Raw genomic sequence first — 20,734 nt, 5'->3', positions numbered from 1 at the left:
AAATTATTTAATAATCTCTTTTTTACAGATAGAGTTTATCCATTCCCTCTCCATTTAAACTTTCAAGGACAAGGTTTTTTAGGATGGATAACATCTAAATAAACCTTGGAAATCGAATTCATTGTCATTTAGAAGAATAAACTAACTCGTCTAATCAAACAATAAATAAAAAACATGACAAGTAAAGGACAATTCAAACAATGAAAAACTTATGTTTACTGCTCGTGTTCGCCATCGCCAATTCACTGTTAAGTTCTCCTTTGGATGCCATGCCTTCTGCGTCCAGTAAAGGGAGAGAGTATTATGAACAGCGGGGTGAAATTGTGTGGGAGGTTCCTACGCCAAACAAAGTGATTGCATTAACTTTTGACGACGGGCCTGATAACGACACAACAGAAAACATTCTCGATCTGCTGAAACAATACGATGCAAAAGCTACGTTTTTTGTCGTCGGCAACCGAGTTGAGAAATATCCGGAGATCGTTAAACGCGAATTGGAGGAAGGCCATGAGGTAGGAAATCACTCATTCAGCCATCCGTCATTTGACAGAATCGGCAGTAGTAATATGATGAACGAGCTAAACAAAACTCAGGAGGCTATCCTTAAAGCGACAGGACATCATTCCGTCTTGTTTCGCCCCCCAGGAGGAAGTTATAACGAATCTATCGTTCAACACTGTAAGAAAAGCGGCTTGCTTATGATCTTATGGTCCTGGCATCAGGATACTCTAGACTGGAGAAAGCCAGGCGTTGATAAAATCGTGAACAAAGTACTTAAAAATGCGCATAACGGGGATATCGTACTTATGCATGATTTTGTATCCGATAGCACTCAGACTTATGAAGCTTTGAAGATCATATTACCAGAACTGAAAAAGAGAGGATTTACTTTTGTTACAATCTCCGACTTGCTATCTTACAGAGAGCAAGCAAAGAACTACATGGAAGTGAATCATTAATAAACCCAATAAGTTGGTCTATAGTAAATTGAATATGCTAAGAAACCGTTCCTTTCGTAAACTGGTTTGGGTCGACCTCCATTTCACCAAAGAACGGTTTCTTTGCGTCTAAACTGCCGTATTCTTCTGTTCCTTAGACTCACTTTGGGATTTATTCAAGAGAACAATTCCCAAGATGACAAGAACCAAAGCAGTTCCCTTCAGCAAAGAAAACTGTTCTTGAAATAGTAACATTCCGATAATTGCAGTCAGCGCGGTCCCAATCCCTGACCAGGTTGCGTAAGCGGATGATAACGAAATGCTTTTTAATGCAAAAGAAAGAAACGTAAATGATCCCAGAAACCCTAATCCAACGCCTATTGAAGGTAAAAGTACAGTAAATCCTTCTGAAAGTTTAAGCATCGTTGAGCCAAAAACCTCGAGCAGTATAGCAAATCCTAAGTATATTACACCCTTCACTCTTATTCTCCTCTACTTAGATAAATTAAGCATCACAATTCCGATGATAAGAAGCGTAATACCAAGTAACCCTTGGCGATTTACCTTTTCTTTAAAGATTGACACCCCGATCACAACGGTTAAAATGGTCCCCATTCCACTCCATGTTGCATATGAAAGACCTAATGGCAATCCTCCTAATGCTTTCGACAGAAGATAAAAAGCCAGAACATAACCAATAATCACACCAATAATGGGCTTTATCTTTGTAAATCCATGTGACAACTTCAGCATTGTTGACCCGAATACTTCTAAACATATAGCTCCTGCCAAAAAAAGATAAAAGATCACAAACTTTCCTCCCTAATCTGTTTCAATAAAAAAGAAATAATCCGCCGCTGCTCTTCCTCATTCAATTCTCCGATTCCGAACATTTTGGAATACCAGAGACCATCACAAGCCAGTCTCAAGGACATGCCTAGCTCAAACGGAATCCCTTCCTTCTTAAGCTCCTCTGTGAAGCGATTGCACTCTTCATTCCACTTCTCCAGCACCGTTATGTGGTTTTCGGATGCTGCCAGCACACTTGCGTCAATCCCGAGATATTCAGAGTGAAACAAGTCATTCAAAGTAGCCTCTGCATAGGCTTCAACATAATTTTTACCTGCTTCCATCTCTAACTTTATCGAATTTCTAAAGCGCTCAAGGGAATATAGATTCAAGCCGACGATAAGCTCTTCTTTATTTGGAAAATGATACAATAGGCCTCCTTTGCTAACGCCTGCCTCAAGAGCTACTGTCTCTAAGGTCAGCGAACCTATTCCACGGGTAATGATGATTTTGGACGCAGCCTCCAGTAATTTTTCCTTTGTGGTCATATACATCATCCTTTCACTATACCGTCTGGACGGTTTAGTAGAACAAATTATAACATTAAAAAAACGAAGAAGACAAATTCTAAGGAGAATCACAATTATTCCGATAATAAATTATGGGAGGTGTCACAATGGACATTGCAGCATTATCTATATCTATGAGCCAAGCTTCGTTATCACAAGCTGTCGGCCTCCGTGTTTTGAGCATGGTAAAAAACCAGGCCAGTATCCAAGGCCAAGGACTCGTCCAAATGATGGAGAAAAGCGCAGATCCAAACTTGGGAAAGAATCTGGACATCTCTGTATAAAATAGAGCCCGCAGACTACAGGCTGCGGGCTCTATTTTTATTTAACAGGATCTACCGATTAGAAAATAACCCAAGCTAAATATATAACTTGTATTGTAAATAATGGAATCAAGTGATATTATTGTGATATCACATTGATATGTAGGGGGCTATGAATATGCAAGAAAAACAAGCATTCAAGATGAACGGCTATGTCGGTATTATTGTATCGTTAATACTTATCGGATTAGCTGCATTCCTCGTCGTTTCCATGGATTCTTATGGTGCGGCTCTGGCGGTTCCTATTCTCTTAGGCATTGTTGCTTTGCTGATTCTTTCAGGCATTACAATTGTTCAACCAAATGAAGCCAAAGTCCTTACTTTATTCGGAACTTATGTCGGCGTAATTAGAGAGCAAGGACTATGGGTTGCTATTCCCTTGACAATTAAGTCCAGAGTCTCTCTTCGTGTCATCAACTTTAACAGTGAGAAGTTAAAGGTAAACGATCTAGAAGGTAATCCGATTGAAATTGCAGCTGTTGTCGTCTATAAAGTATCGGATAGCGCAAAGGCAACATTCGATGTAGAAGATTACGAAGAATTTGTTCAGATTCAAAGTGAAACAGGTATTCGCCATATTGCCAGTCAATATGCGTACGATCATTTTGACAAAGATACGGATATGTCATTACGGAAGAATAGCGATGAAATAGCTGACTTTTTAGCACAAGATCTTCAAAGTCGTCTGTCCGTTGCTGGAGTTGATGTAATGGAAGCTCGCATTATGCATCTCGCCTACTCTTCTGAAGTTGCGTCTGCCATGTTGCAGAGACAACAGGCACAGGCAGTATTATCAGCACGTAAAGTCATCGTAGATGGAGCCGTCGGTCTTGTAAAAAGTGCAATTGAACAATTAGCGGATGAAGGTGTTGTCGAGCTTGACGATGATAAGAAAGCACAAATGGTTAATAACCTGATGGTTGCCATTGTCTCTGAAAAAGGATCGCAACCTGTCATTAATACAGGAAGCATCCATTAGGATAGCCAAATGGCGAAACGAAAAGCTTATCCGCTAAGAATCGACCAAAAGCTCTATGACGCGCTTGAAAAATGGGCAGATGATGAATTACGAAGCGTTAATGCTCAAATCGAAATTATTTTAAAGGAAGCGGTGAAAAAAGCAGGTAGATTGAAAAAAGATACGGAGTAAAACATTACAAAAAAAAGGATAGATACTACAGATGAATTCTGTGTATCTATCCTTTTTTATTATATTTTCGCTCCGTGATTACAGGCTCGAATCAAATATTATAGCCATCCGTCTCAGCAGTGTCCGATCTTTGACGCTCCTCTTTTCTGAGTTTCATAATTATTAAAATGAGAGTTATGGCCATTACGAAACAGATTCCACCTACAATTCCTGCTGCTTTCATCGATCCGGACAACACATAGACCATAAATGCAGGTATTACAAACGATATTCCAAGTAATGCTTGATGCACGCCCTCCTGCTGCTTCGCTTTGCTCTTTCGTCTAGCCATTCATATCCCCCATATATCGATAATTTCTTTTTGCTTCTTTACACATTCGATATACAAGGACTTTTATCCTGTTTCCAATCAACAAATGTAGGTAAAAAGATTCATTTTCACGATAAATATAAACAAAAAAACCTTCTACGTTCCTAAACGGATACAAGAAGGTTATAAATAGCAAAAAACCCTTGCAACGCAAGGGTTTTTCAAAAGTGGGCCCTACAGGACTCGAACCTGTGACCAATCGGTTATGAGCCGACCGCTCTGACCAACTGAGCTAAGGGCCCTAACTACATACATAATCGCATAAGGACAATTCTGTAAATAAAAATTGGTTGCGGGGACAGGATTTGAACCTGTGACCTTCGGGTTATGAGCCCGACGAGCTACCGAACTGCTCCACCCCGCGTCATTTAGATATCGTAAACAGCGACAAGAATAATCATACAGTATCCTAGGTATATAAGTCAAGAAAAAAATAAAAAAAATTTCTCAAGGAATATATCTTATCCCATATCGCCCCTTTCTGGAGCGGTATACTTCTACTACTTGCGGATCTCCATAGCCGAATAACCAAGCATCCTGTTCCAAGCGCTTGGCAAAACAACCAGCTTGAAATTTGGTTGTGTACAGTTTACCGTAATACACCCAATTCATGACTTCACCCCCTTTTCCGTAATCATCTTCATCCCGTGCTTATTATGCCCGGGAAGGCTATAATCATTCCAGAAAAACAATTCCCCTCCATCGAAAGCATAGAGGGGAAAGCGATGAAATTACAAACTCCTAAGAGTCATCTGAATCATGGCTCTGTTCAATGATCCCATGGTACAAAATAATCATCAGCTGCTCACTAACAGCGCTCAAGCTGCCAAGACCATCATACCATTCGGTACGTGCCGTAAACTCTTTAATAAAAGTAAGAAAGGCTACCAGTAAGTGTGGTGAAATATCTTTTCGAATCTGACCCAGCTGTTGTCCTTTGAATATCAACATCTCAAACTCTGGAATAATCTTCTCCCGGTTATAAGCGAGCAACTTCTCCATTTGATCCGGAAACTTAACAAGATCCGTTATGAATTGTTGTGTAACATTTAGTGAAAAACTCTCCTTATTTTCATAAAACAAAGTTAGTGCCTCAAGTGGGTCTTTTGCTTGATCCATAACCTCACGGTACAAAGTCCAAGATTCCTCAATCAGACTATCGATGACATGATCGAGCAATCCCTCTTTACTCTGATAGTAATTATAAATCGTCATTTTAGAGACAGGCACCGCTTCAGCAATCTGTTCCATACTTGTTTGTAATATTCCTTGCTCTAGAAACAGCCGTTTTCCTATCTCTAGTACTGCGTCCTTTTTAGCGTTCATGGGTTCAGCCTATATCCCTTCTCTTCAGTATAAATACACCAGCAGCAGTTCCAACAGCATACAATCCTAATGTAACGATCCAACAAGCAACCGTCAAACTTTCACCCTTAACAATATCAAACGCATCAAACAATCGATATGGGGATAAAGCAGACAGCTTTTGCATCATTTCACTGCTTCCAGCTAATAAATTCAGCAGAAATGCTAGTACCGCAATCCCTGCTCCAACAGATACAGCAGTACGATCTGAAGCAACCCAGGACGTCAGAGCATATCCAATCCCCATCAAAGACAGAACGAGTAGATATCCTGCAAATAGCAAACGAAACATATCCGTAGGCCGCATCATATGACCTGAAGACTGAGCCAGCAGAAACAGAAGTAACGAGCCACACAAAAACACTAGCGTCATATGCAATAGATGAGCTGCAGCCTTGGAACTGAAAATCATAAAACGACTATACGGCAGTGTAAATAAATACTCCCCAGTTCCTCGATCTCGTTCCTTCGCTATGCTACCTGCAGCCCAAGCTGCTGCGAACGATGATACGATTACTATAAAATATGGGAAGACCTGTGTTGCCAAATAACCCTCAAAGGTTCGAAAGCTCTCTACTTGAATACCAAACGCCTTGAGAAGGCCGTCAGGCATTCCCTGAATTAACTTTTCCATCTCCGGGTTGTCGACAAACGCATCCGCTTTTCCAAGGAGCATGACGATAAAAATTAACGTTATCATTAAGCAGGTGTAAAATCCTCGACGGTTTTGACGAAGTTCATGAGAGATAAGATTCCATTTCATTCTCTACCCATCTCCTTAATCGTCTTATAGTCATCCATAAACAACTCCTCAATCGTTGGCCTGCGGATCATCAGATCCACGATAGGAAGCTCTGACAGCTTAACCAAGACTGCCTGAAGCGATTCTCCAGTATGAAGCAAATGATGTGTTCCATCATAAGTGACTAAGGGATCGAGCACTTTTAATCCAAAAGCCTCAATCTGATTCCCCGATGCTGCAAATTGAACAGAGATTTTATGAGTGCGTTGTTGTGAGAGATCGTCCAATCGAGATATGCGAAGAAGCTGCCCTTCACGTATAAATGCCACACGCTCGCATAATTTCTCGACTTCAGAGAGCACATGAGTGGAGAAAAAAATGGTCATACCTTCCTTCTTGTTCAGATCCTTCAGCAGATCAAACAGTTCACGTTGAACCAATGGATCGAGTCCCGATGTCGGTTCATCCAATATAAGCAACTCAGGCCGATGTAATAAAGCCATAATGAGACCAAGCTTCTTTCGATTTCCGAGCGAATACGACTTAACCTTTTGTCCAGGGTTCCACTGAAGTCTTTCTGCATATTCCATAATAGGTGTATCACTCAGCTTCAATCCGTAAGCTCTGGCCGTTAGCTCTAATACTTCTTTTCCAGTCATATGAGGATAAGATACAATTTCAGAAGGCAAATAACCAATCCGTTTCCGAAGTTCTGGTTTCTCTTTATCCAGGAGATTACCAAGTACCTTTAGCGTTCCTTCGGTCGGATAAATAAGCTGCATCATCATTCGGATCATCGTGGACTTTCCTGCTCCATTCGGTCCAATAAATCCAAACACTTCCCCTTGCTGTACCTCCAAGTTCAAATCAGTGACTCCTCTTTTAGATCCGTACATTTTACTGACACCAACAGCTTCTACAGCAAACATGGGCTCACATCCCTTTTATACTTATAATCAACTGTTAGTATATATTATTGCGTTATGCCTGTTGTAAGTCAACGTATATTTTACTTTTGGGCAAATAATAGTACAAATTTTGATTTACATAATAAAAAAGACTGCCGCCCCGTCATTAGACGATGGGCAGCAGCCTTCTTCATGATTGCAGATTATTTCAATGATTCACCGTAAGAAGCAGGGTTAGCTCTGAAGGATTGAAGCAGTTCAAGATCTTCCTTCTGAATCTGTCCTTCGCTTAATGCCACTTCTGTTAATGCTGTATAGTTAGACAAGCTTTGCAAAGGAATATTCGCTTCTGCGAAAGCTTGTACTGCTTTATCCAACTGGTAACTGAAGATCGCCAACACTGCAAGTGCCTCGGCTCCAACAGCCTGCACAGCCTGAGCGGCTTTAAGCGAACTACCTCCAGTAGAAATCAGGTCCTCGATTACAACAACCTTCTGTCCTGGTTTAATATGACCTTCAATCATATTTTCTTTACCATGACCTTTAGCTTTATCACGAATATACGCCATAGGTAGGTTCAACTTCTGTGCAACCCAAGCTGCATGTGGAATGCCAGCCGTTGCCGTACCCGCAATCACTTCAACATCCGGATACTGTTCACGAATGACTTTAGCAAAAGACTCGGCAATATAGTCACGCACTTCAGGATATGACATCGTCAAACGATTATCGCAATAGATTGGAGATTTAATCCCGGACGTCCAAGTAAACGGCTGGTGTGGACGCAATGCCACCGCTTCAATCTTCAAAAGATAAGATGCAATTTGTTGTGGAATTTCTGCTATTGTGCTCATGCTCTAGTCATCTCCTCTATGATCTGTTCTGCAGCCGCTCTAGGATCCGGCGATGCTGTGATTGGACGGCCAACAACAAGGTAATGGCTTCCGCGCGAAATAGCTTGTCCTGGAGTCAATACACGGGTTTGATCCCCCATACTAGCTCCAGCAGGCCGAATGCCCGGAGTTACCGTTTTAAAGTCTGATCCGCAGGCTGCAGATATCGCTTCTACTTCTAAAGAAGAAGCAACCACACCGTGAAGTCCTGCTTCCTTAGCCAGCTTTGCGTATCTTACAACCGACTCCTCAACCGTGCCGGCAATACCGATCTCTTCATTCATAACAGCTTGACTTGTACTAGTTAACTGTGTAACGGCAATGATTGTAGGCATGACAAGTCCTGGGGTTTCCGCGACTGCCGCCTCCGCCCCGGCTTTTGCCGCCTGCATCATACTGACACCGCCTGCAGCATGGACATTAAACATATCCACGCCGAGCCGGGTCACACTATGAGAGCCGCCTTTTACCGTATTCGGAATATCATGCATTTTGACATCTAGAAAAACAGAGTAGCCTTTATCTTTAAGACTTTTCACGAAATCCGGACCCGCAGTATAAAAGAGCTGCATTCCTACTTTCATATAGCAAGGAATGCCCTCCAGCTTGCGGACCAGCTCGGATGCCTGATTGGCATCCGGGTAATCCAGGGCCACCATTAGGCGGCCCGCCATTTCTTTATAACTGGCGTTCATCGTACTCCTCCTTTAAGCATGTACTGGCATTGATTCTGAGGAGAAGTTAATGGTCTCCAGCATCGTCAGAAGCTCACGCACTGTGTCAAGAGAGGTCATGCAGACTACACCGTTCTCAACAGCTTCACGGCGGATACGGAATCCGTCACGCTCAGGTGTTTTACCTTTAGTAAGTGTGTTAAAGACAAAGTTCGCTTCTCCGGTACGGATCATATCCAGAATGTTCGGGGTTCCTTCGGACAATTTATTAACTGTGGTTACGATTAGTCCAGCCTCTTTCAATGCTGCAGCCGTACCACCAGTTGCGATAATTTTATATCCGAGCTTTTGGAAGCCTTTGAGCAGCGCTGCTGCTTCGGCTTTATCTTTGTCCGCTATAGTAGCAATGATAGCTCCTGTTGAAGGAATCTTCATTCCTGCACCGATCAGACCTTTGTAGAGCGCTTTTGCATACTTCACGTCACGTCCCATAACTTCTCCCGTTGATTTCATCTCTGGTCCAAGTGTAGGTTCAACTCGGCGCAGCTTCGCAAAGGAGAATACCGGTACTTTAACCGATACGTGCTCGCTCTCAGGCCACATACCTTCCTCATAACCAAGATCCTTGAGTTTAGTTCCAAGAATCGCTTGTGTAGCTAGGTTCGCCATCGGGATTCCCGTTACCTTGCTTAGGAATGGAACAGTACGGGAAGAACGTGGATTCACTTCGATAACGTAAACTTCATTTTCGAAGATAATGAACTGGATATTAACGAGTCCGAAAGTTTTTAGTTCTTTAGCAATCCTAATCGTAATATCGCTGATCTTCTGCTTCAGCTCATCCGTAAGATATTGTGGCGGGTAGACAGCGATCGAGTCTCCTGAGTGAACCCCTGCGCGCTCCACGTGCTCCATAATACCTGGGATAAGTACTGTATCTCCATCGCAAATTGCGTCCACTTCAACTTCTTTACCGAGCATATAACGGTCGATCAGAACCGGATGTTCTGGATTGATCTTCACTGCCTGTTCCATGTAGCTCAGCAATTCACTGTCAGAGTATACAATTTCCATCGCACGACCACCAAGCACGTAAGAAGGTCTAACCAAAACTGGGTAGCCCAGCATTTGAGCCGTACCTACAGCCTCATCTACTGTAATAACCGTCTTACCCTTCGGTTGAGCGATATTCAGTCGGGATAATAGTGCTTCAAACTTCTTCCGGTCTTCAGCTTCATCAATGCTTTCTAGGCTTGTTCCAAGAATGTTAACTCCTGCTTTTTGGAGTGGAGCAGCCAGATTAATTGCTGTTTGTCCACCGAACTGGACGATTACACCAACCGGTTTTTCCTGTTCGATAACGTTCATCACGTCTTCGAAGAAGAGTGGCTCAAAGTATAAGCGGTCCGAGGTGTTAAAGTCCGTTGACACCGTTTCTGGGTTGTTATTAATAATAACTGCTTCGTAACCCGCTTTTTGAATTGCCCATACAGCATGTACCGTAGAGTAGTCAAACTCGATACCTTGACCGATCCGGATTGGGCCGGAGCCAAGCACGATAATTTTCTCTTTCGCCGTTTCAATCACTTCATTCTCAGTTTCATAGGTCGAGTAGTAGTATGGTGTAGACGATTCAAACTCGGCCGCACAAGTATCAACCATTTTGTAAACCGGACGAAGATCATGTTCGTGACGAAGGAAGCGAATCGATTCTTCTGTTGTATGTGATGTAGCTTTGCCTTCTGCGCGAAGCTCCGCAATAGCGCGGTCTGTAAAACCTAGACGTTTCGCTTGATATAGAGTTTCATATGTCAGTGCAGCTTCGCTGCGAATATGTTTCTCAAAGTTAATGAGTCCTTCAATCTTATCGAGGAACCACCAGTCGATATTTGTGAGATCCTGAATTTGCTGTAGTCCATATCCGCGGCGGAAAGCTTCAGCAATCAGGAACAAACGCTCATCATCTGCTTTAACCAGGCGCTGATTCAGTACTTCTTCACTCAGCTCTTCTGCTTCTTTCAGGTACAGGCGATGTACACCAATTTCGAGCGAGCGAACCGCTTTATGAATGGACTCTTCAAATGTGCGGCCAATCGCCATAACTTCGCCTGTAGCTTTCATTTGTGTACCAAGCTTACGGTTTGCGGATGTAAATTTATCAAACGGCCAGCGTGGAATTTTACTTACGATATAATCCAGTGTTGGCTCGAAGCAAGCGTATGTTTGACCTGTAACCGGGTTAACGATTTCATCTAGCGTGTAGCCCATAGCGATTTTAGCAGCCATTTTAGCAATTGGATAACCGGTAGCTTTGGAAGCCAAAGCGGATGAGCGGCTTACACGCGGATTCACTTCGATTACGTAGTACTGGTAGCTGTTTGGATCAAGAGCGAACTGAACGTTACAGCCGCCTTCGATGTTCAACGCACGAATGATTTTCAGAGAAGCGGATCTTAGCATTTGATATTCTCGGTCAGAAAGCGTCTGGCTAGGAGCCACAACGATACTATCTCCAGTGTGTACGCCTACCGGATCAAAGTTCTCCATGTTGCAGACAACGATACAGTTGTCATTAGCATCACGCATAACTTCATATTCTACTTCTTTCATACCCGCGATGCTCTTCTCAATCAGACACTGGTTGATCGGGCTGTAACGAATACCAGAAGAAACTGTTTCGCGCAATTCCTCTTCGTTAGCACAGATACCTCCACCAGTTCCACCCAGAGTGTAAGCTGGACGAACGATTAGCGGATATCCGATTTCATCTGCAAAATCAAGCGCTTCTTCAAGTGTTGTTACAATCGTACTTTCAGGTACCGGTTGCTCTAGCTCACGCATAAGATCACGGAACAAGTCGCGATCTTCAGCCTTCTCAATTGAATCTAACTGCGTACCGAGCAGCTTTACATTCTCCTGCTCAAGGATTCCTGCACGAGCCAATTCAACCGCCATATTCAGACCTGTTTGACCACCAAGTGTAGGAAGGAGACCATCTGGGCGCTCCTGACGGATAATTTGAGTTACAAATTCAAGTGTGATCGGTTCGATGTAGACTTTGTCAGCCATATTCGTATCTGTCATGATGGTAGCCGGGTTGCTGTTAATCAGTACAACCTCCATACCTTCTTCTTTCAAAGCTTGGCAAGCTTGCGTACCAGCGTAATCGAACTCTGCTGCCTGGCCAATAACGATTGGACCGGAACCAATAACTAGGATTTTTTTCAACTGATCATTTTTAGGCATATTAACGAGCTCCTTTCACGGTTGCAGCCAGAATCGCTTGACGCGGTTTCCGAATTTCATTGTTCTTGTGCTCAGCGATCATATTAAGGAATTCATCGAACAGATAACTGCTGTCATGTGGACCAGGAGCAGCTTCTGGGTGGTACTGTACAGAGAATGCTGGATATTTCGTATGTTTTAAACCTTCAACTGTTTTATCGTTATTGTTGATATGTGTAATTTCAAGATCTGTACCTTGGATTGAATCTTCCTTAACAGCATAGCTATGGTTTTGAGAAGTGATGTAGCAGCGTCCGCTAGACAATTCTTTAACCGGATGGTTGCCTCCGCGGTGTCCGAACTTCAGTTTCTCCGTATCCGCGCCGGAAGCAAGTGCGAACAATTGATGACCCAGGCAAATGCCGAAGATAGGGTATTCGCCAAGCAATTCCTTAATCATCTCTACTGCATAAGGAACATCTTTCGGGTCCCCAGGGCCATTCGACAACTGAATGCCATCAGGACGCAAACGGCGAATTTCATCTGCTGTAGTATTGTGAGGTACGACGATGACATCGCAACCACGTGAAGTCAATTCTTTCAAAATTCCGCTCTTTGAACCGAAATCTACTAGCACGATGCGCTCTTTAGAACCTGGGCTAGTATAGATTTGAGGAGTGGAAGTGCGCGCTACCTGATCCCGAACTTGTGGAGTGCTCTTAATCATCTCCATCAGCTCTTCAACCGGCTTCGAGGAAGTAGTGATTACGCCTCTCATTGTACCGTGATGACGAATAATCCGCGTCAGCATCCGTGTATCAATCTCGCTGATACCTGGAATGCCGTACTCTTTCAGCAGAGTGTCTACGCTGTATTCTGCGCGCCAGTTGCTCGGTACAGGCTCATGTCTACGAACGACAAATCCATTTACGAAAGGTCTGATAGATTCAAAATCATCTCGCGTAATGCCGTAGTTTCCGATCAAAGGATAGGTCATTGTTACAATTTGTCCGCAATAGGATGGGTCAGACAATACCTCTTGATATCCTGTAATTCCAGTGTTAAAAACAACCTCTCCAGTCAATTCAGCATCCGCGCCAAAGGCCTTTCCACTGAACAGCGTGCCGTCCTCCAGTAACAATCTTGCCTGTGTCTGCATTCTATTCACTCCTATCATCTATGTGTAAAATTTATAATTAGTAGATTAGTAGATTAATGCTTATGAATTACTCAAAACCATTAGCTTCGGACCACTTGATTTCGCCGTCTACCCACGTCATTACCGGCCAGCCTTTCAGCTTCCAGCCCGTAAACGGTGTATTCCGTCCTTTTGTTGCAAATTCTTCAGGATTTACTTCTTTCTCGCTCTCCAGATCGATCATCGTGAGGTCGGCTGGCGCTCCAGCTTTCAGCACCCCGTTATTAAGTCCGAATACCCGAGCAGGATCGCTTGTCATACGCTGTACGAGCAAGGAAAGGTCCCATTTACCTGTAGCGACAAACTTGGTATAGAGCAGTGGGAAAGCTGTCTCGAAACCTACGATACCGAATGGTGCTAGTTCCATTCCTTTGGCTTTCTCTTCCTCACTATGCGGTGCATGATCTGTCACGATCATATCAAGTGTTCCGTCCAGCAACCCTTCAATGCATGCTTCTACATCGCGTGTTGAGCGTAGCGGCGGATTCATCTTCCAGTTTGCATCAAGACCCGGAATATCCTCATCAGAAAGCACTAGGTGATGCGGGCACACCTCTGCAGTTACGGAAATTCCGATCGCTTTAGCCTGGCGGATAAGTCTTACCGACTGTTCAGTGCTCACATGACATACGTGATAGTGAACACCAGTCGCTTCGGTCAGCAAAATGTCACGTCCGACATGGATTGCTTCTGATTCGTTTGGAATACCTTTCAGTCCATGCTTCTCTGCGAACTTTCCTTCCGTTACGCATGCACCTTTCACCAAGGAATCATCTTCACAGTGAGCGATAACCGGCATTCCGATAGAAGCAGCTTTTTTCATTGCATCCTTCATCATCTGTGCGTTCTGTACACCAACACCATCATCCGTAAACCCAATCGCTCCCGCTTCTTTCAGAGCTTCAAAATCCGTAAGCTCACGACCGAGCTCATTCTTCGTGATAGCCGCATATGGCAATACTTTTGCCATATTGGCCTGCCGCGCTTTCTCTAACACAAGAGCGATCGTATCAGGGTTATCCATTACTGGCTTGGTATTCGGCATACATGCGATCGTACTGTATCCGCCTTTAACCGCAGAGCGGCTGCCGCTCTCGATTGTTTCTTTATGCTCAAAACCCGGTTCTCTCAGGTGTACGTGCATATCGATGAATCCTGGAGTGACCAACTTTCCTTCCGCATCAATCACGTTACTACCCTGTTCAGGTAATTCTTGATGCTCATCAGTGACGGATTGAATCACTCCGTTATCAATGATGATCGTCTTAAGTTCGAGTTGTCCTTGCTCGTTAATCACATTGGCGTTCTTGATAATTTGTAGCACCTAATATCCCTCCGCTGCAGAAGCGCGGTTCGCTTCTTGTATATTGTATAATATTTATTCATTAATGTGTATAATTATTAACAAAATTCACAAATGATGAGTTTTCGCTTCTTAATTAGCCTTTCATTGCCCGTTCTATAACTGCCATACGAATCGGAACTCCATGCGACATTTGCTGGAATATTCTTGACTGTGGAGACTCTACAACCGCATCATCGATCTCGACATTCCGATTCACCGGAGCTGGATGCATAATGATTGTGTGCTTGTTTAGACCTGCAGCCCGTTCTTCCGTCAAACCGTATTGCGCGCGGTATTCAGCATTTGACTTAAACAACCCTTGGTTGTGACGCTCAAGCTGTATCCGAAGCATCATGACTACATCCGCCTTGAGTGCCTCCTCTATGCCGACATAGGAAGCGTGTTGCTTAAGCGTAGCTGATACCATTGAGTCAGGTGCACATAACTGTACTTTTGCTCCGAGTTTATTCAGAGCCCACACATTCGATCTTGCAACCCGGCTGTGTCTAACATCTCCAATGATGGATACCGTCAATCCTTTAAAATCACCAAATGCTTTACGCATCGTGTAAAGATCCAGCAGCGCTTGAGTTGGATGCTCATTGTTTCCATCTCCCGCATTTACCAGCGGTATAGATATCGACTGCGCAAGCTCTTGTAGTACGCCAACCTCTTTAAGCCGGATAACTCCTGCATCCACACCAAGTGATTCCAATGTACGTACCGTATCGTAGATGGACTCCCCTTTTTCCAAACTGGATACTCCTGCAGTAAAGTTCATGACTTCAGCTCCAAGGCGTTTCTCAGCCATTTCGAAGGAACAACGTGTTCTTGTGCTATTCTCGAAAAACATATTTACAACAAATTTTTGGTTTAAAACAGGGACCACTTTTTCACTTTGGCTTTCCCAATAGGCTGCACGGTTTAAGATCGACATAATTTCATCCCCACTCAGATCTTTCAATCCAAGTAAGCTTCGTTCTCTTACAGATGTTGTTGTTATCATCTTCATCGTTCCTCTCTCTGTGAGATCGTTACTTCATCCTTGCCGTCATTTTCCGTAAGTGCAACGGTTATCTCTTCGTGTTTCGATGTCGGTACGTTCTTTCCTATATAGTCAGGTCTGATCGGTAGTTCGCGGTGGCCACGATCTGCAAGCACGGCCAGTTGTATCATCCGCGGTCGTCCGCAGTCCATAATCGCGTCCATTGCAGCTCGGATCGTGCGGCCCGTATAGAGCACATCGTCGAACAGGATCACTTTCTTCTCATGCACATTCAGGTGCTCCGGGGTGAGTTTGGCTTGCTTAGATGTTCCGCCTGTTTCCTCTTCCCGATCGTCCCGATATGAGGTTACATCGATTTCCCCGTAAGGGATCGGTGTGCCTTCAATTTCTTGGATACGTTCTGCAATCCGCTGAGCGAGGAACACGCCTCTTGTTCGGATTCCAACCAGTACACAATCCTCAATCCCTTTGTTCTTTTCCAGTATTTCATGAGCAATTCTTGTCAGAGCCCGCCGGATTGCTATTTCATCCATAATCACATGCTTTTCACTGCTCATCATAAGACCCTCCTTGGTTATAGCCCTTTACCATCAATCTTGTGTAATCACACAAAAAAACTCCTTGCCCGTAGGCAAGGAGTTAATCTCATGTGCACACAAAGAGATTGTGTTGAAAGCATAAATTCCCATCCGCAGATGAAATTATCCTTCCAGTCATGAACTTCGTTCACGTTACCTTGCCAGCCTCACGGGACTGATTTAAAGGTGCTATTCGATTGATTAAATTATGACAGACCATTTGAAGGTTGTCAACAAAAGTCGGAGTCGAATTCATGGTAAACTTTACTAGAATTCAAATTCCACATCACTAAGCCTACGCCGAATTTCAGATATTACCCGGTTCTCGTCCTCTTCTCCATTGGCGATAAACGTAACTGAGAATCGTACAAAGTGTCCTGCATCGTCCCACGGAACCGTAGAAATAAGTTTTTCTCGAATGAGATATTGGGAAAAATCTTCACCTGTCTCAAAACGATGCCCTCCCTTAATTCCTTTCGGAGCTTCCACATACAGAAAGAATGATCCCTTTGGCTTTTCTGCTCTGAATCCAAGTTCATTCAATACAGCGACTAACTTATCGTGACGACGTGAGTACTTCGCTGCAATCCGCTCAGTAATCTCAGGATGCTTCAAAGCGTATGCAGCTGCTTTTTGAATAGCGATAAACTGGCCTGAGTCATTGTTGTCCTTCACATCTCCGAACGCCTTAATCACAAGTGGATTACCAGCGATAAATCCAATTCGCCATCCGGTCATATTGTAAGACTTAGAAAGCGAATGCAGCTCAACACCTACATCCTTCGCTCCAGGTATGGACAAAAAGCTTAAGGGTTTCATTCCATCGTAAGTGAGTGCCGCATACGGCGCATCATGGACAACCACTACGTTATTCTTGCGAGCCCATGCTACAACCTCTTCAAAAAATTCAACCGTTGCACTGGCTCCCGTTGGGTTGTTCGGATAATTCAAATATAAAAGCTTCGCTCGTTGAGCGATATCATCGGGAATAGAATTCAAATCTGGCAAGAAGGCATTTTCCTTTTTCAATTCCACCGTATAAACTTCACCGCCAAGGTATTTCGTATGTGTACCAAGAACCGGATAACCAGGTACGGTCATAATAGTCACGTCCCCTGGGTTAATGAAGCAAGATGGAAGCATTGCAAGTGCTGGCTTAGAGCCGATAGAGTGAAGCACTTCAGTTTCAGCGTTCAAGCCAGTTACATTAAATACTTGTTCCAAATACTCTACAGCCGCCTCTTTGAATTCGGGTATCCCATTATCTGCATAACCACGATTCTCGGGCTTTGCAGCTTCCTCTGCAAGCCTGCTTACTATAGCCGCATCAGCCATTTCGTCCGGCTCTCCTACTCCCATATCGATTAACTCAATGTTTGGGAATTCCTTTTTAGCTGACGCTTTGGCTCTTTTGATTTTCTCAAATTTATAGATAGCTGTATCCTTCCCATAGTTGGACCCACCAATTCGTTCTGCAAAATTTTGCTGAATATATGTTTCCTGCACCTGATCGATACTCATAATTTGCACTCATCCCCTTAATATACGGTCTAATATATTGTTAAATATGCCGCAAAACCGTAATATGAGCCATGTATGATGTAACTGATGATTTGCATTATTTCAACAAGTGAATAATAAAAAAAACCGCTAGCGGCTTCTAAGCACCGCTAGCAGTTCCTCCATATCATTCGGCAATGGTGCCGAATACTCCATATATTCGTTCGTTCCAGGATAAACAAAACCGAGCACAGCAGCATGAAGTGCCTGCCCGTTCATTTTTAAACCTTTGCTCTTACCATACACAGGATCACCCACCAAAGGATGTCCAATATATTTCATATGAACGCGAATTTGATGTGTCCGTCCTGTCTCCAGCTTTAACTCTAGAAGACTATAGTCTCCAAACCGCTCCACGACCGTAAAATGGGTCACCGCATGTTTGCTATTCCGATCGGTCACCATATACAGCTTCCGATCATGCGGATCTCTTCCTATTGGAGCATCCACTGTTCCCTGGTCGTGACTAATGTTGCCATGCACAAGCGCATAATAACGACGATTCACGCTATGTTCCTTCAACTGTGCTGCTAAGGAAGCGTGCGCCTTATCGTTCTTGGCGGCCATAATCAATCCTGACGTATCTTTATCAATCCGATGAACAATTCCGGGTCTCAATTCGCCGTTAATACCGGATAAATCCTTGCAATGATGCATCAGCGCATTAACAAGCGTTCCATTCGGATGACCAGGAGCTGGATGAACAACCATGCCTCTCGGCTTATTCACAACAATCAAGTCACTATCTTCATAAGCGATATCAAGAGGGATATCTTCTGGAATAATCTCAACCGCTGCCACTTCCGGGATAACAAGAGAAATATGATCTCCCTCATTCAACTTATAATTCGATTTAATCTGACTGCCATTCACCTTCACATGGCCTTCGGTAATCCACATCTGAACCTGTGAACGGGACGCATCTTCACCTAGCGCCTCCGCTATGTATTTATCGATCCTCATTTTTACGTTCTTGGGATCTACGGTCCATTCATGCTCATTCATATCTTCATTTTCTTGCACGTTCTTATCGTGCTGCTGTTCATCTTCTAGTCTTCTGCCATCTTGCAAAATTATTCATTCCCTTCCTTTCCGGAGCTCTGGTGACCGGAAACTGCTTGCTCGCGCTTCCCGTCCAATATGGTGTCCAAAATGATCAATCCCACACCAATGACTATACAAGAATCAGCGATATTAAAGATTGGGAATGTATAGGTGCCGAAAGTAAATTGAAGGAAGTCAACAACTTCTCCCATTACGAGGCGGTCTATGAAATTCCCAAGTGCACCACCCAGAACAAGTGCAAGTGCAGTTGGCAACAGTTTACGTCCTTCAGCTTTCATTTTTCGCATATACCAGATAATACCGATAACAACTAGAGTCGTCACAATAATGAAGAACCATCGCTGATCCTGCAAAATGCCGAACGCGGCACCCCGATTACGACTAGATGTGATAACGAAAAAATCTCCAATTACCGGAATCTGTTCACCCAATTCGAGCTGGGTTGCGATCAAATATTTAATTCCCTGATCGACGAGGAATACAATTAGCGCAATTAAATAATAGGCCACAGTAACTTGTCACTCCGATCTTGTCTAGTGCAAAAAGAACCACTCCACAAATCCAAATTGGAGTTCGTCTTATTGTAGCACAGCGGCTTTGAAAACGTCCATTCCCGTCCAATAAGGTGAAGATTTTCCGTCTCTAAAAGTGTCCATTAAAGCGCACTCTATATTTAGGAACATGCGGACTGCAACAAGACCTGAAAGGAGCATCAGCAAATGTCCCATTTAACTGAATCCCAATTAATACAGCTGCATAAACAGCTGCTTGATCGTAAAGCCGAGCTTGAACGTCTGAACGAAAATGATGACCATGGTTTAAGTGTAGCCGAACGCGATAATACCGGTGAGCTGTCACATATCGATAACCACCCTGCCGATCTGGCAACAGAGCTTTACGAACGTGAGAAAGATGTCGCCCTCCAGGACCGGGCTGAGTTGGAATTGCAGCGTGTTCTGCTCTCACTGGAAACGATGAAGGACGGACAATACGGGACATGTGTCGTATGTGGCAAGCCCATTCCGTTCGAAAGACTGGAGGCAATTCCTGATACGATGTATTGCCTAGAGGATACACCGCGTGAACATTTATCTCACAATCGTCCGATAGAAGAAGAGTTTCTCTCTCCACCTTTTGGACGGTCAAGTTTGGATGAACATGAATATTCAGGATTCGATGGCGAAGATACACTACAAATTCTCGAGAGCATGGGAAGTTCTAATTCTCCAGCTATGGCTGAAAATCCTAATGTATCCAGCTATAACGAGATGGATTTTGAAGATAATGATGACCAGGGCGGCTTTGTTGAAATATATGAGAACTTTGTAGCTACCAATATAGACAATACCGAAGTATTCATCGTCCGTGGTGATCAATACTACGACTATTTAAATAAAGGCGAAGGAAGTTTTATACTGGACCCTCATGCAGATCCGGAAGATGATCCTTTAGGTTAATCAGCATCATTATCCATTTTAACAATAGCGGTTTCAGCTTAATGGCTGACTCCGCTTTTTCGTTTCTTCGGACAGCCTTCTATGTCAACTCTAGTTGTCTCTGAACAATACGGACAATGTCAGCAATATAATCTCCAATGATTGGAAGATTCAGTGCGCCGAGCGCTTGTAGTAAATAAATGATGGTCGCAGCAAAAAAAGTAAATCCGATTGCGATCCCGACTCCCTTGGCCGAACCTGCCAATAGATTTAATCCGATCAGTTTCCAAGGTCGATGCAAAAGCTGAGCATAATCCCCAATCCGGGATTTTTCCAACTGGTTTGCAATTTTCTCAGTCAGCAAATACATTTTACTGAGCTGATCTGCTTCATTCTCCACTTGCCGCGTTACATCGGTACTACTCAGATGCTTCTCATCAATCTGTTCCCCCATGCATATCGACTCCTTTTTCCACAATATCCTCTCACTTCTGTCCATATTTATGCTATTATGCTTCAAAATCCCCCTTACCATTCAGTTCAACCTCTTTATTCAGCCATAAAAAAACCATGGTTACCGGATATAGTCTGGTAACCATG

Annotated in this window: 24 protein-coding genes and 2 tRNA genes; 5 read left to right on the top strand and 21 right to left on the bottom strand. The window is 43.5% G+C overall.

All coding sequences use genetic code 11. The features are described from left to right. The first annotated feature begins 200 nt into the window (after positions 1–200). The gene (locus tag ACFQV5_RS22075) at positions 201–959 is read left to right on the top strand and encodes a polysaccharide deacetylase family protein (protein WP_379250043.1); all 759 of its coding nucleotides are present in this window, start codon (positions 201–203) and stop codon (positions 957–959) included. 108 nt (positions 960–1,067) lie between these two features. Here ACFQV5_RS22075 and ACFQV5_RS22070 read toward each other — a convergent pair whose 3' ends face one another. The 3 genes from ACFQV5_RS22070 to ACFQV5_RS22060 are packed head-to-tail and all read right to left on the bottom strand — an operon-like array spanning position 1,068 to position 2,275. Beyond that, positions 1,068–1,418 carry a DMT family transporter gene (locus tag ACFQV5_RS22070; protein WP_379250041.1) on the bottom strand — a complete coding sequence of 117 codons (351 nt, stop codon included), beginning with the start codon at positions 1,416–1,418 and terminating at the stop codon, positions 1,068–1,070. Positions 1,419–1,430: 12 nt separating this feature from the next. Then, a complete protein-coding gene (locus tag ACFQV5_RS22065) occupies positions 1,431–1,748 on the bottom strand; it encodes a DMT family transporter (protein WP_379250039.1) in 318 nt (105 codons plus the stop codon). After that, positions 1,745–2,275 carry a TetR/AcrR family transcriptional regulator gene (locus tag ACFQV5_RS22060; protein ID WP_379250037.1) on the bottom strand — a complete coding sequence of 177 codons (531 nt, stop codon included), beginning with the start codon at positions 2,273–2,275 and terminating at the stop codon, positions 1,745–1,747. Before ACFQV5_RS22060 ends, ACFQV5_RS22065 begins: the two co-directional genes overlap by 4 nt. 128 nt (positions 2,276–2,403) lie before the next feature. Here ACFQV5_RS22060 and ACFQV5_RS22055 point away from each other — a divergent pair, with 128 nt between their 5' ends. The 3 genes from ACFQV5_RS22055 (at position 2,404) to ACFQV5_RS22045 (ending at position 3,769) form a co-directional block, all read left to right on the top strand. After that, positions 2,404–2,580 carry a YjfB family protein gene (locus ACFQV5_RS22055; RefSeq protein WP_379250035.1) on the top strand — a complete coding sequence of 59 codons (177 nt, stop codon included), beginning with the start codon at positions 2,404–2,406 and terminating at the stop codon, positions 2,578–2,580. A 157-nt stretch (positions 2,581–2,737) separates the two neighbouring features. Continuing rightward, a complete protein-coding gene (locus ACFQV5_RS22050; RefSeq protein ID WP_379250033.1) occupies positions 2,738–3,598 on the top strand; it encodes an SPFH domain-containing protein in 861 nt (286 codons plus the stop codon). A gap of 9 nt (positions 3,599–3,607) precedes the next feature. Then, positions 3,608–3,769, top strand: coding sequence for a type II toxin-antitoxin system antitoxin (locus ACFQV5_RS22045; RefSeq protein ID WP_379250031.1), 162 nt, complete (start codon positions 3,608–3,610; stop codon positions 3,767–3,769). A gap of 91 nt (positions 3,770–3,860) precedes the next feature. Here ACFQV5_RS22045 and ACFQV5_RS22040 read toward each other — a convergent pair whose 3' ends face one another. The 17 genes from ACFQV5_RS22040 to lspA all read right to left on the bottom strand — a co-directional run bounded on the left by ACFQV5_RS22040 (position 3,861) and on the right by lspA (position 19,207). Then, entirely contained in the window at positions 3,861–4,100 is a 240-nt protein-coding gene (locus ACFQV5_RS22040) for a hypothetical protein (protein WP_379250029.1), read from the bottom strand. Between the two features lie 207 nt (positions 4,101–4,307). Further along, a tRNA-Ile gene (locus tag ACFQV5_RS22035) sits at positions 4,308–4,381 on the bottom strand. Between the two features lie 45 nt (positions 4,382–4,426). Further along, positions 4,427–4,503, bottom strand: a tRNA-Met gene (locus tag ACFQV5_RS22030). A gap of 83 nt (positions 4,504–4,586) precedes the next feature. Further along, on the bottom strand, positions 4,587–4,751 hold the full coding sequence (locus tag ACFQV5_RS22025; protein ID WP_379250027.1) for a hypothetical protein: 165 nt from the start codon (positions 4,749–4,751) through the stop codon (positions 4,587–4,589). A gap of 129 nt (positions 4,752–4,880) precedes the next feature. Beyond that, positions 4,881–5,465, bottom strand: coding sequence for a TetR/AcrR family transcriptional regulator (locus ACFQV5_RS22020; protein ID WP_379250025.1), 585 nt, complete (start codon positions 5,463–5,465; stop codon positions 4,881–4,883). Between the two features lie 4 nt (positions 5,466–5,469). Next, on the bottom strand, positions 5,470–6,267 hold the full coding sequence (locus tag ACFQV5_RS22015) for an ABC transporter permease subunit (protein ID WP_379250023.1): 798 nt from the start codon (positions 6,265–6,267) through the stop codon (positions 5,470–5,472). Next, positions 6,264–7,175: an ABC transporter ATP-binding protein gene (locus ACFQV5_RS22010; protein ID WP_379250021.1), complete on the bottom strand. Its 912-nt coding sequence runs from the start codon at positions 7,173–7,175 to the stop codon at positions 6,264–6,266. The genes ACFQV5_RS22015 and ACFQV5_RS22010 overlap by 4 nt, the downstream gene beginning before the upstream one ends. A 182-nt stretch (positions 7,176–7,357) precedes the next feature. Further along, on the bottom strand, positions 7,358–8,008 hold the full coding sequence (gene pyrE, locus ACFQV5_RS22005) for an orotate phosphoribosyltransferase (RefSeq protein ID WP_379250019.1): 651 nt from the start codon (positions 8,006–8,008) through the stop codon (positions 7,358–7,360). Beyond that, entirely contained in the window at positions 8,005–8,742 is a 738-nt protein-coding gene (gene pyrF, locus ACFQV5_RS22000; RefSeq protein ID WP_379250017.1) for an orotidine-5'-phosphate decarboxylase, read from the bottom strand. Before pyrF ends, pyrE begins: the two co-directional genes overlap by 4 nt. A 12-nt stretch (positions 8,743–8,754) precedes the next feature. Continuing rightward, entirely contained in the window at positions 8,755–11,967 is a 3,213-nt protein-coding gene (gene carB, locus ACFQV5_RS21995) for a carbamoyl-phosphate synthase large subunit (protein ID WP_379250015.1), read from the bottom strand. Position 11,968: 1 nt separating this feature from the next. Then, on the bottom strand, positions 11,969–13,105 hold the full coding sequence (gene carA / locus ACFQV5_RS21990) for a glutamine-hydrolyzing carbamoyl-phosphate synthase small subunit (RefSeq protein WP_379250013.1): 1,137 nt from the start codon (positions 13,103–13,105) through the stop codon (positions 11,969–11,971). Between the two features lie 67 nt (positions 13,106–13,172). Next, positions 13,173–14,468, bottom strand: coding sequence for a dihydroorotase (locus tag ACFQV5_RS21985; protein WP_379250011.1), 1,296 nt, complete (start codon positions 14,466–14,468; stop codon positions 13,173–13,175). A 115-nt stretch (positions 14,469–14,583) separates the two neighbouring features. Further along, complete coding sequence (locus ACFQV5_RS21980; RefSeq protein WP_379250009.1) at positions 14,584–15,495, bottom strand: aspartate carbamoyltransferase catalytic subunit; 912 nt, start codon at positions 15,493–15,495, stop codon at positions 14,584–14,586. 2 nt (positions 15,496–15,497) lie between these two features. After that, complete coding sequence (gene pyrR, locus ACFQV5_RS21975) at positions 15,498–16,052, bottom strand: bifunctional pyr operon transcriptional regulator/uracil phosphoribosyltransferase PyrR (protein WP_379251129.1); 555 nt, start codon at positions 16,050–16,052, stop codon at positions 15,498–15,500. 288 nt (positions 16,053–16,340) lie between these two features. Further along, complete coding sequence (locus tag ACFQV5_RS21970) at positions 16,341–17,594, bottom strand: LL-diaminopimelate aminotransferase (protein WP_379250007.1); 1,254 nt, start codon at positions 17,592–17,594, stop codon at positions 16,341–16,343. Between the two features lie 129 nt (positions 17,595–17,723). Next, positions 17,724–18,638, bottom strand: a complete 915-nt coding sequence (locus tag ACFQV5_RS21965) for an RluA family pseudouridine synthase (protein WP_379251127.1) — start codon at positions 18,636–18,638, stop codon at positions 17,724–17,726. A gap of 68 nt (positions 18,639–18,706) precedes the next feature. Further along, positions 18,707–19,207 carry a signal peptidase II gene (gene lspA / locus ACFQV5_RS21960; RefSeq protein ID WP_379250005.1) on the bottom strand — a complete coding sequence of 167 codons (501 nt, stop codon included), beginning with the start codon at positions 19,205–19,207 and terminating at the stop codon, positions 18,707–18,709. Between the two features lie 210 nt (positions 19,208–19,417). Here lspA and ACFQV5_RS21955 point away from each other — a divergent pair, with 210 nt between their 5' ends. Then, positions 19,418–20,155, top strand: a complete 738-nt coding sequence (locus ACFQV5_RS21955; RefSeq protein ID WP_379250003.1) for a TraR/DksA C4-type zinc finger protein — start codon at positions 19,418–19,420, stop codon at positions 20,153–20,155. A 79-nt stretch (positions 20,156–20,234) separates the two neighbouring features. Here ACFQV5_RS21955 and ACFQV5_RS21950 read toward each other — a convergent pair whose 3' ends face one another. After that, the gene (locus ACFQV5_RS21950; protein WP_379250001.1) at positions 20,235–20,588 is read right to left on the bottom strand and encodes a DUF5665 domain-containing protein; all 354 of its coding nucleotides are present in this window, start codon (positions 20,586–20,588) and stop codon (positions 20,235–20,237) included. Positions 20,589–20,734 lie beyond the last annotated feature (146 nt).

Origin of the sequence: Paenibacillus sp. GCM10028914, assembly GCF_042666275.1 — a bacterium.
In the GTDB taxonomy this organism is placed as follows: Bacteria; Bacillota; Bacilli; order Paenibacillales; family Paenibacillaceae; genus Paenibacillus_AQ.
Note: the sequence above shows the minus strand (reverse complement) of the source record. Positions and strands in the feature narration are given on the sequence as shown.

Excerpts from the sequence above, each read along its gene's own strand:
- ACFQV5_RS21980 (WP_379250009.1), bottom strand. The coding sequence starts at position 15,495 with ATGATAACAACAACATCTGTAAGAGAACGAAGCTTACTTGGATTGAAA.
- ACFQV5_RS22015 (WP_379250023.1), bottom strand. The coding sequence starts at position 6,267 with ATGAAATGGAATCTTATCTCTCATGAACTTCGTCAAAACCGTCGAGGA.
- ACFQV5_RS22050 (WP_379250033.1), top strand. The coding sequence starts at position 2,738 with ATGCAAGAAAAACAAGCATTCAAGATGAACGGCTATGTCGGTATTATT.
- ACFQV5_RS22045 (WP_379250031.1), top strand. The coding sequence starts at position 3,608 with ATGGCGAAACGAAAAGCTTATCCGCTAAGAATCGACCAAAAGCTCTAT.
- ACFQV5_RS22075 (WP_379250043.1), top strand. The coding sequence starts at position 201 with ATGAAAAACTTATGTTTACTGCTCGTGTTCGCCATCGCCAATTCACTG.
- ACFQV5_RS22025 (WP_379250027.1), bottom strand. The coding sequence starts at position 4,751 with ATGAATTGGGTGTATTACGGTAAACTGTACACAACCAAATTTCAAGCT.
- carA (WP_379250013.1), bottom strand. The coding sequence starts at position 13,105 with ATGCAGACACAGGCAAGATTGTTACTGGAGGACGGCACGCTGTTCAGT.
- ACFQV5_RS22020 (WP_379250025.1), bottom strand. The coding sequence starts at position 5,465 with ATGAACGCTAAAAAGGACGCAGTACTAGAGATAGGAAAACGGCTGTTT.
- ACFQV5_RS21955 (WP_379250003.1), top strand. The coding sequence starts at position 19,418 with ATGTCCCATTTAACTGAATCCCAATTAATACAGCTGCATAAACAGCTG.
- pyrR (WP_379251129.1), bottom strand. The coding sequence starts at position 16,052 with ATGAGCAGTGAAAAGCATGTGATTATGGATGAAATAGCAATCCGGCGG.
- ACFQV5_RS22010 (WP_379250021.1), bottom strand. The coding sequence starts at position 7,175 with ATGTTTGCTGTAGAAGCTGTTGGTGTCAGTAAAATGTACGGATCTAAA.
- ACFQV5_RS22060 (WP_379250037.1), bottom strand. The coding sequence starts at position 2,275 with ATGACCACAAAGGAAAAATTACTGGAGGCTGCGTCCAAAATCATCATT.
- ACFQV5_RS21970 (WP_379250007.1), bottom strand. The coding sequence starts at position 17,594 with ATGAGTATCGATCAGGTGCAGGAAACATATATTCAGCAAAATTTTGCA.
- ACFQV5_RS22055 (WP_379250035.1), top strand. The coding sequence starts at position 2,404 with ATGGACATTGCAGCATTATCTATATCTATGAGCCAAGCTTCGTTATCA.
- ACFQV5_RS21965 (WP_379251127.1), bottom strand. The coding sequence starts at position 18,638 with ATGAATGAGCATGAATGGACCGTAGATCCCAAGAACGTAAAAATGAGG.
- pyrE (WP_379250019.1), bottom strand. The coding sequence starts at position 8,008 with ATGAGCACAATAGCAGAAATTCCACAACAAATTGCATCTTATCTTTTG.
- ACFQV5_RS22040 (WP_379250029.1), bottom strand. The coding sequence starts at position 4,100 with ATGGCTAGACGAAAGAGCAAAGCGAAGCAGCAGGAGGGCGTGCATCAA.
- pyrF (WP_379250017.1), bottom strand. The coding sequence starts at position 8,742 with ATGAACGCCAGTTATAAAGAAATGGCGGGCCGCCTAATGGTGGCCCTG.
- ACFQV5_RS21950 (WP_379250001.1), bottom strand. The coding sequence starts at position 20,588 with ATGGGGGAACAGATTGATGAGAAGCATCTGAGTAGTACCGATGTAACG.
- carB (WP_379250015.1), bottom strand. The coding sequence starts at position 11,967 with ATGCCTAAAAATGATCAGTTGAAAAAAATCCTAGTTATTGGTTCCGGT.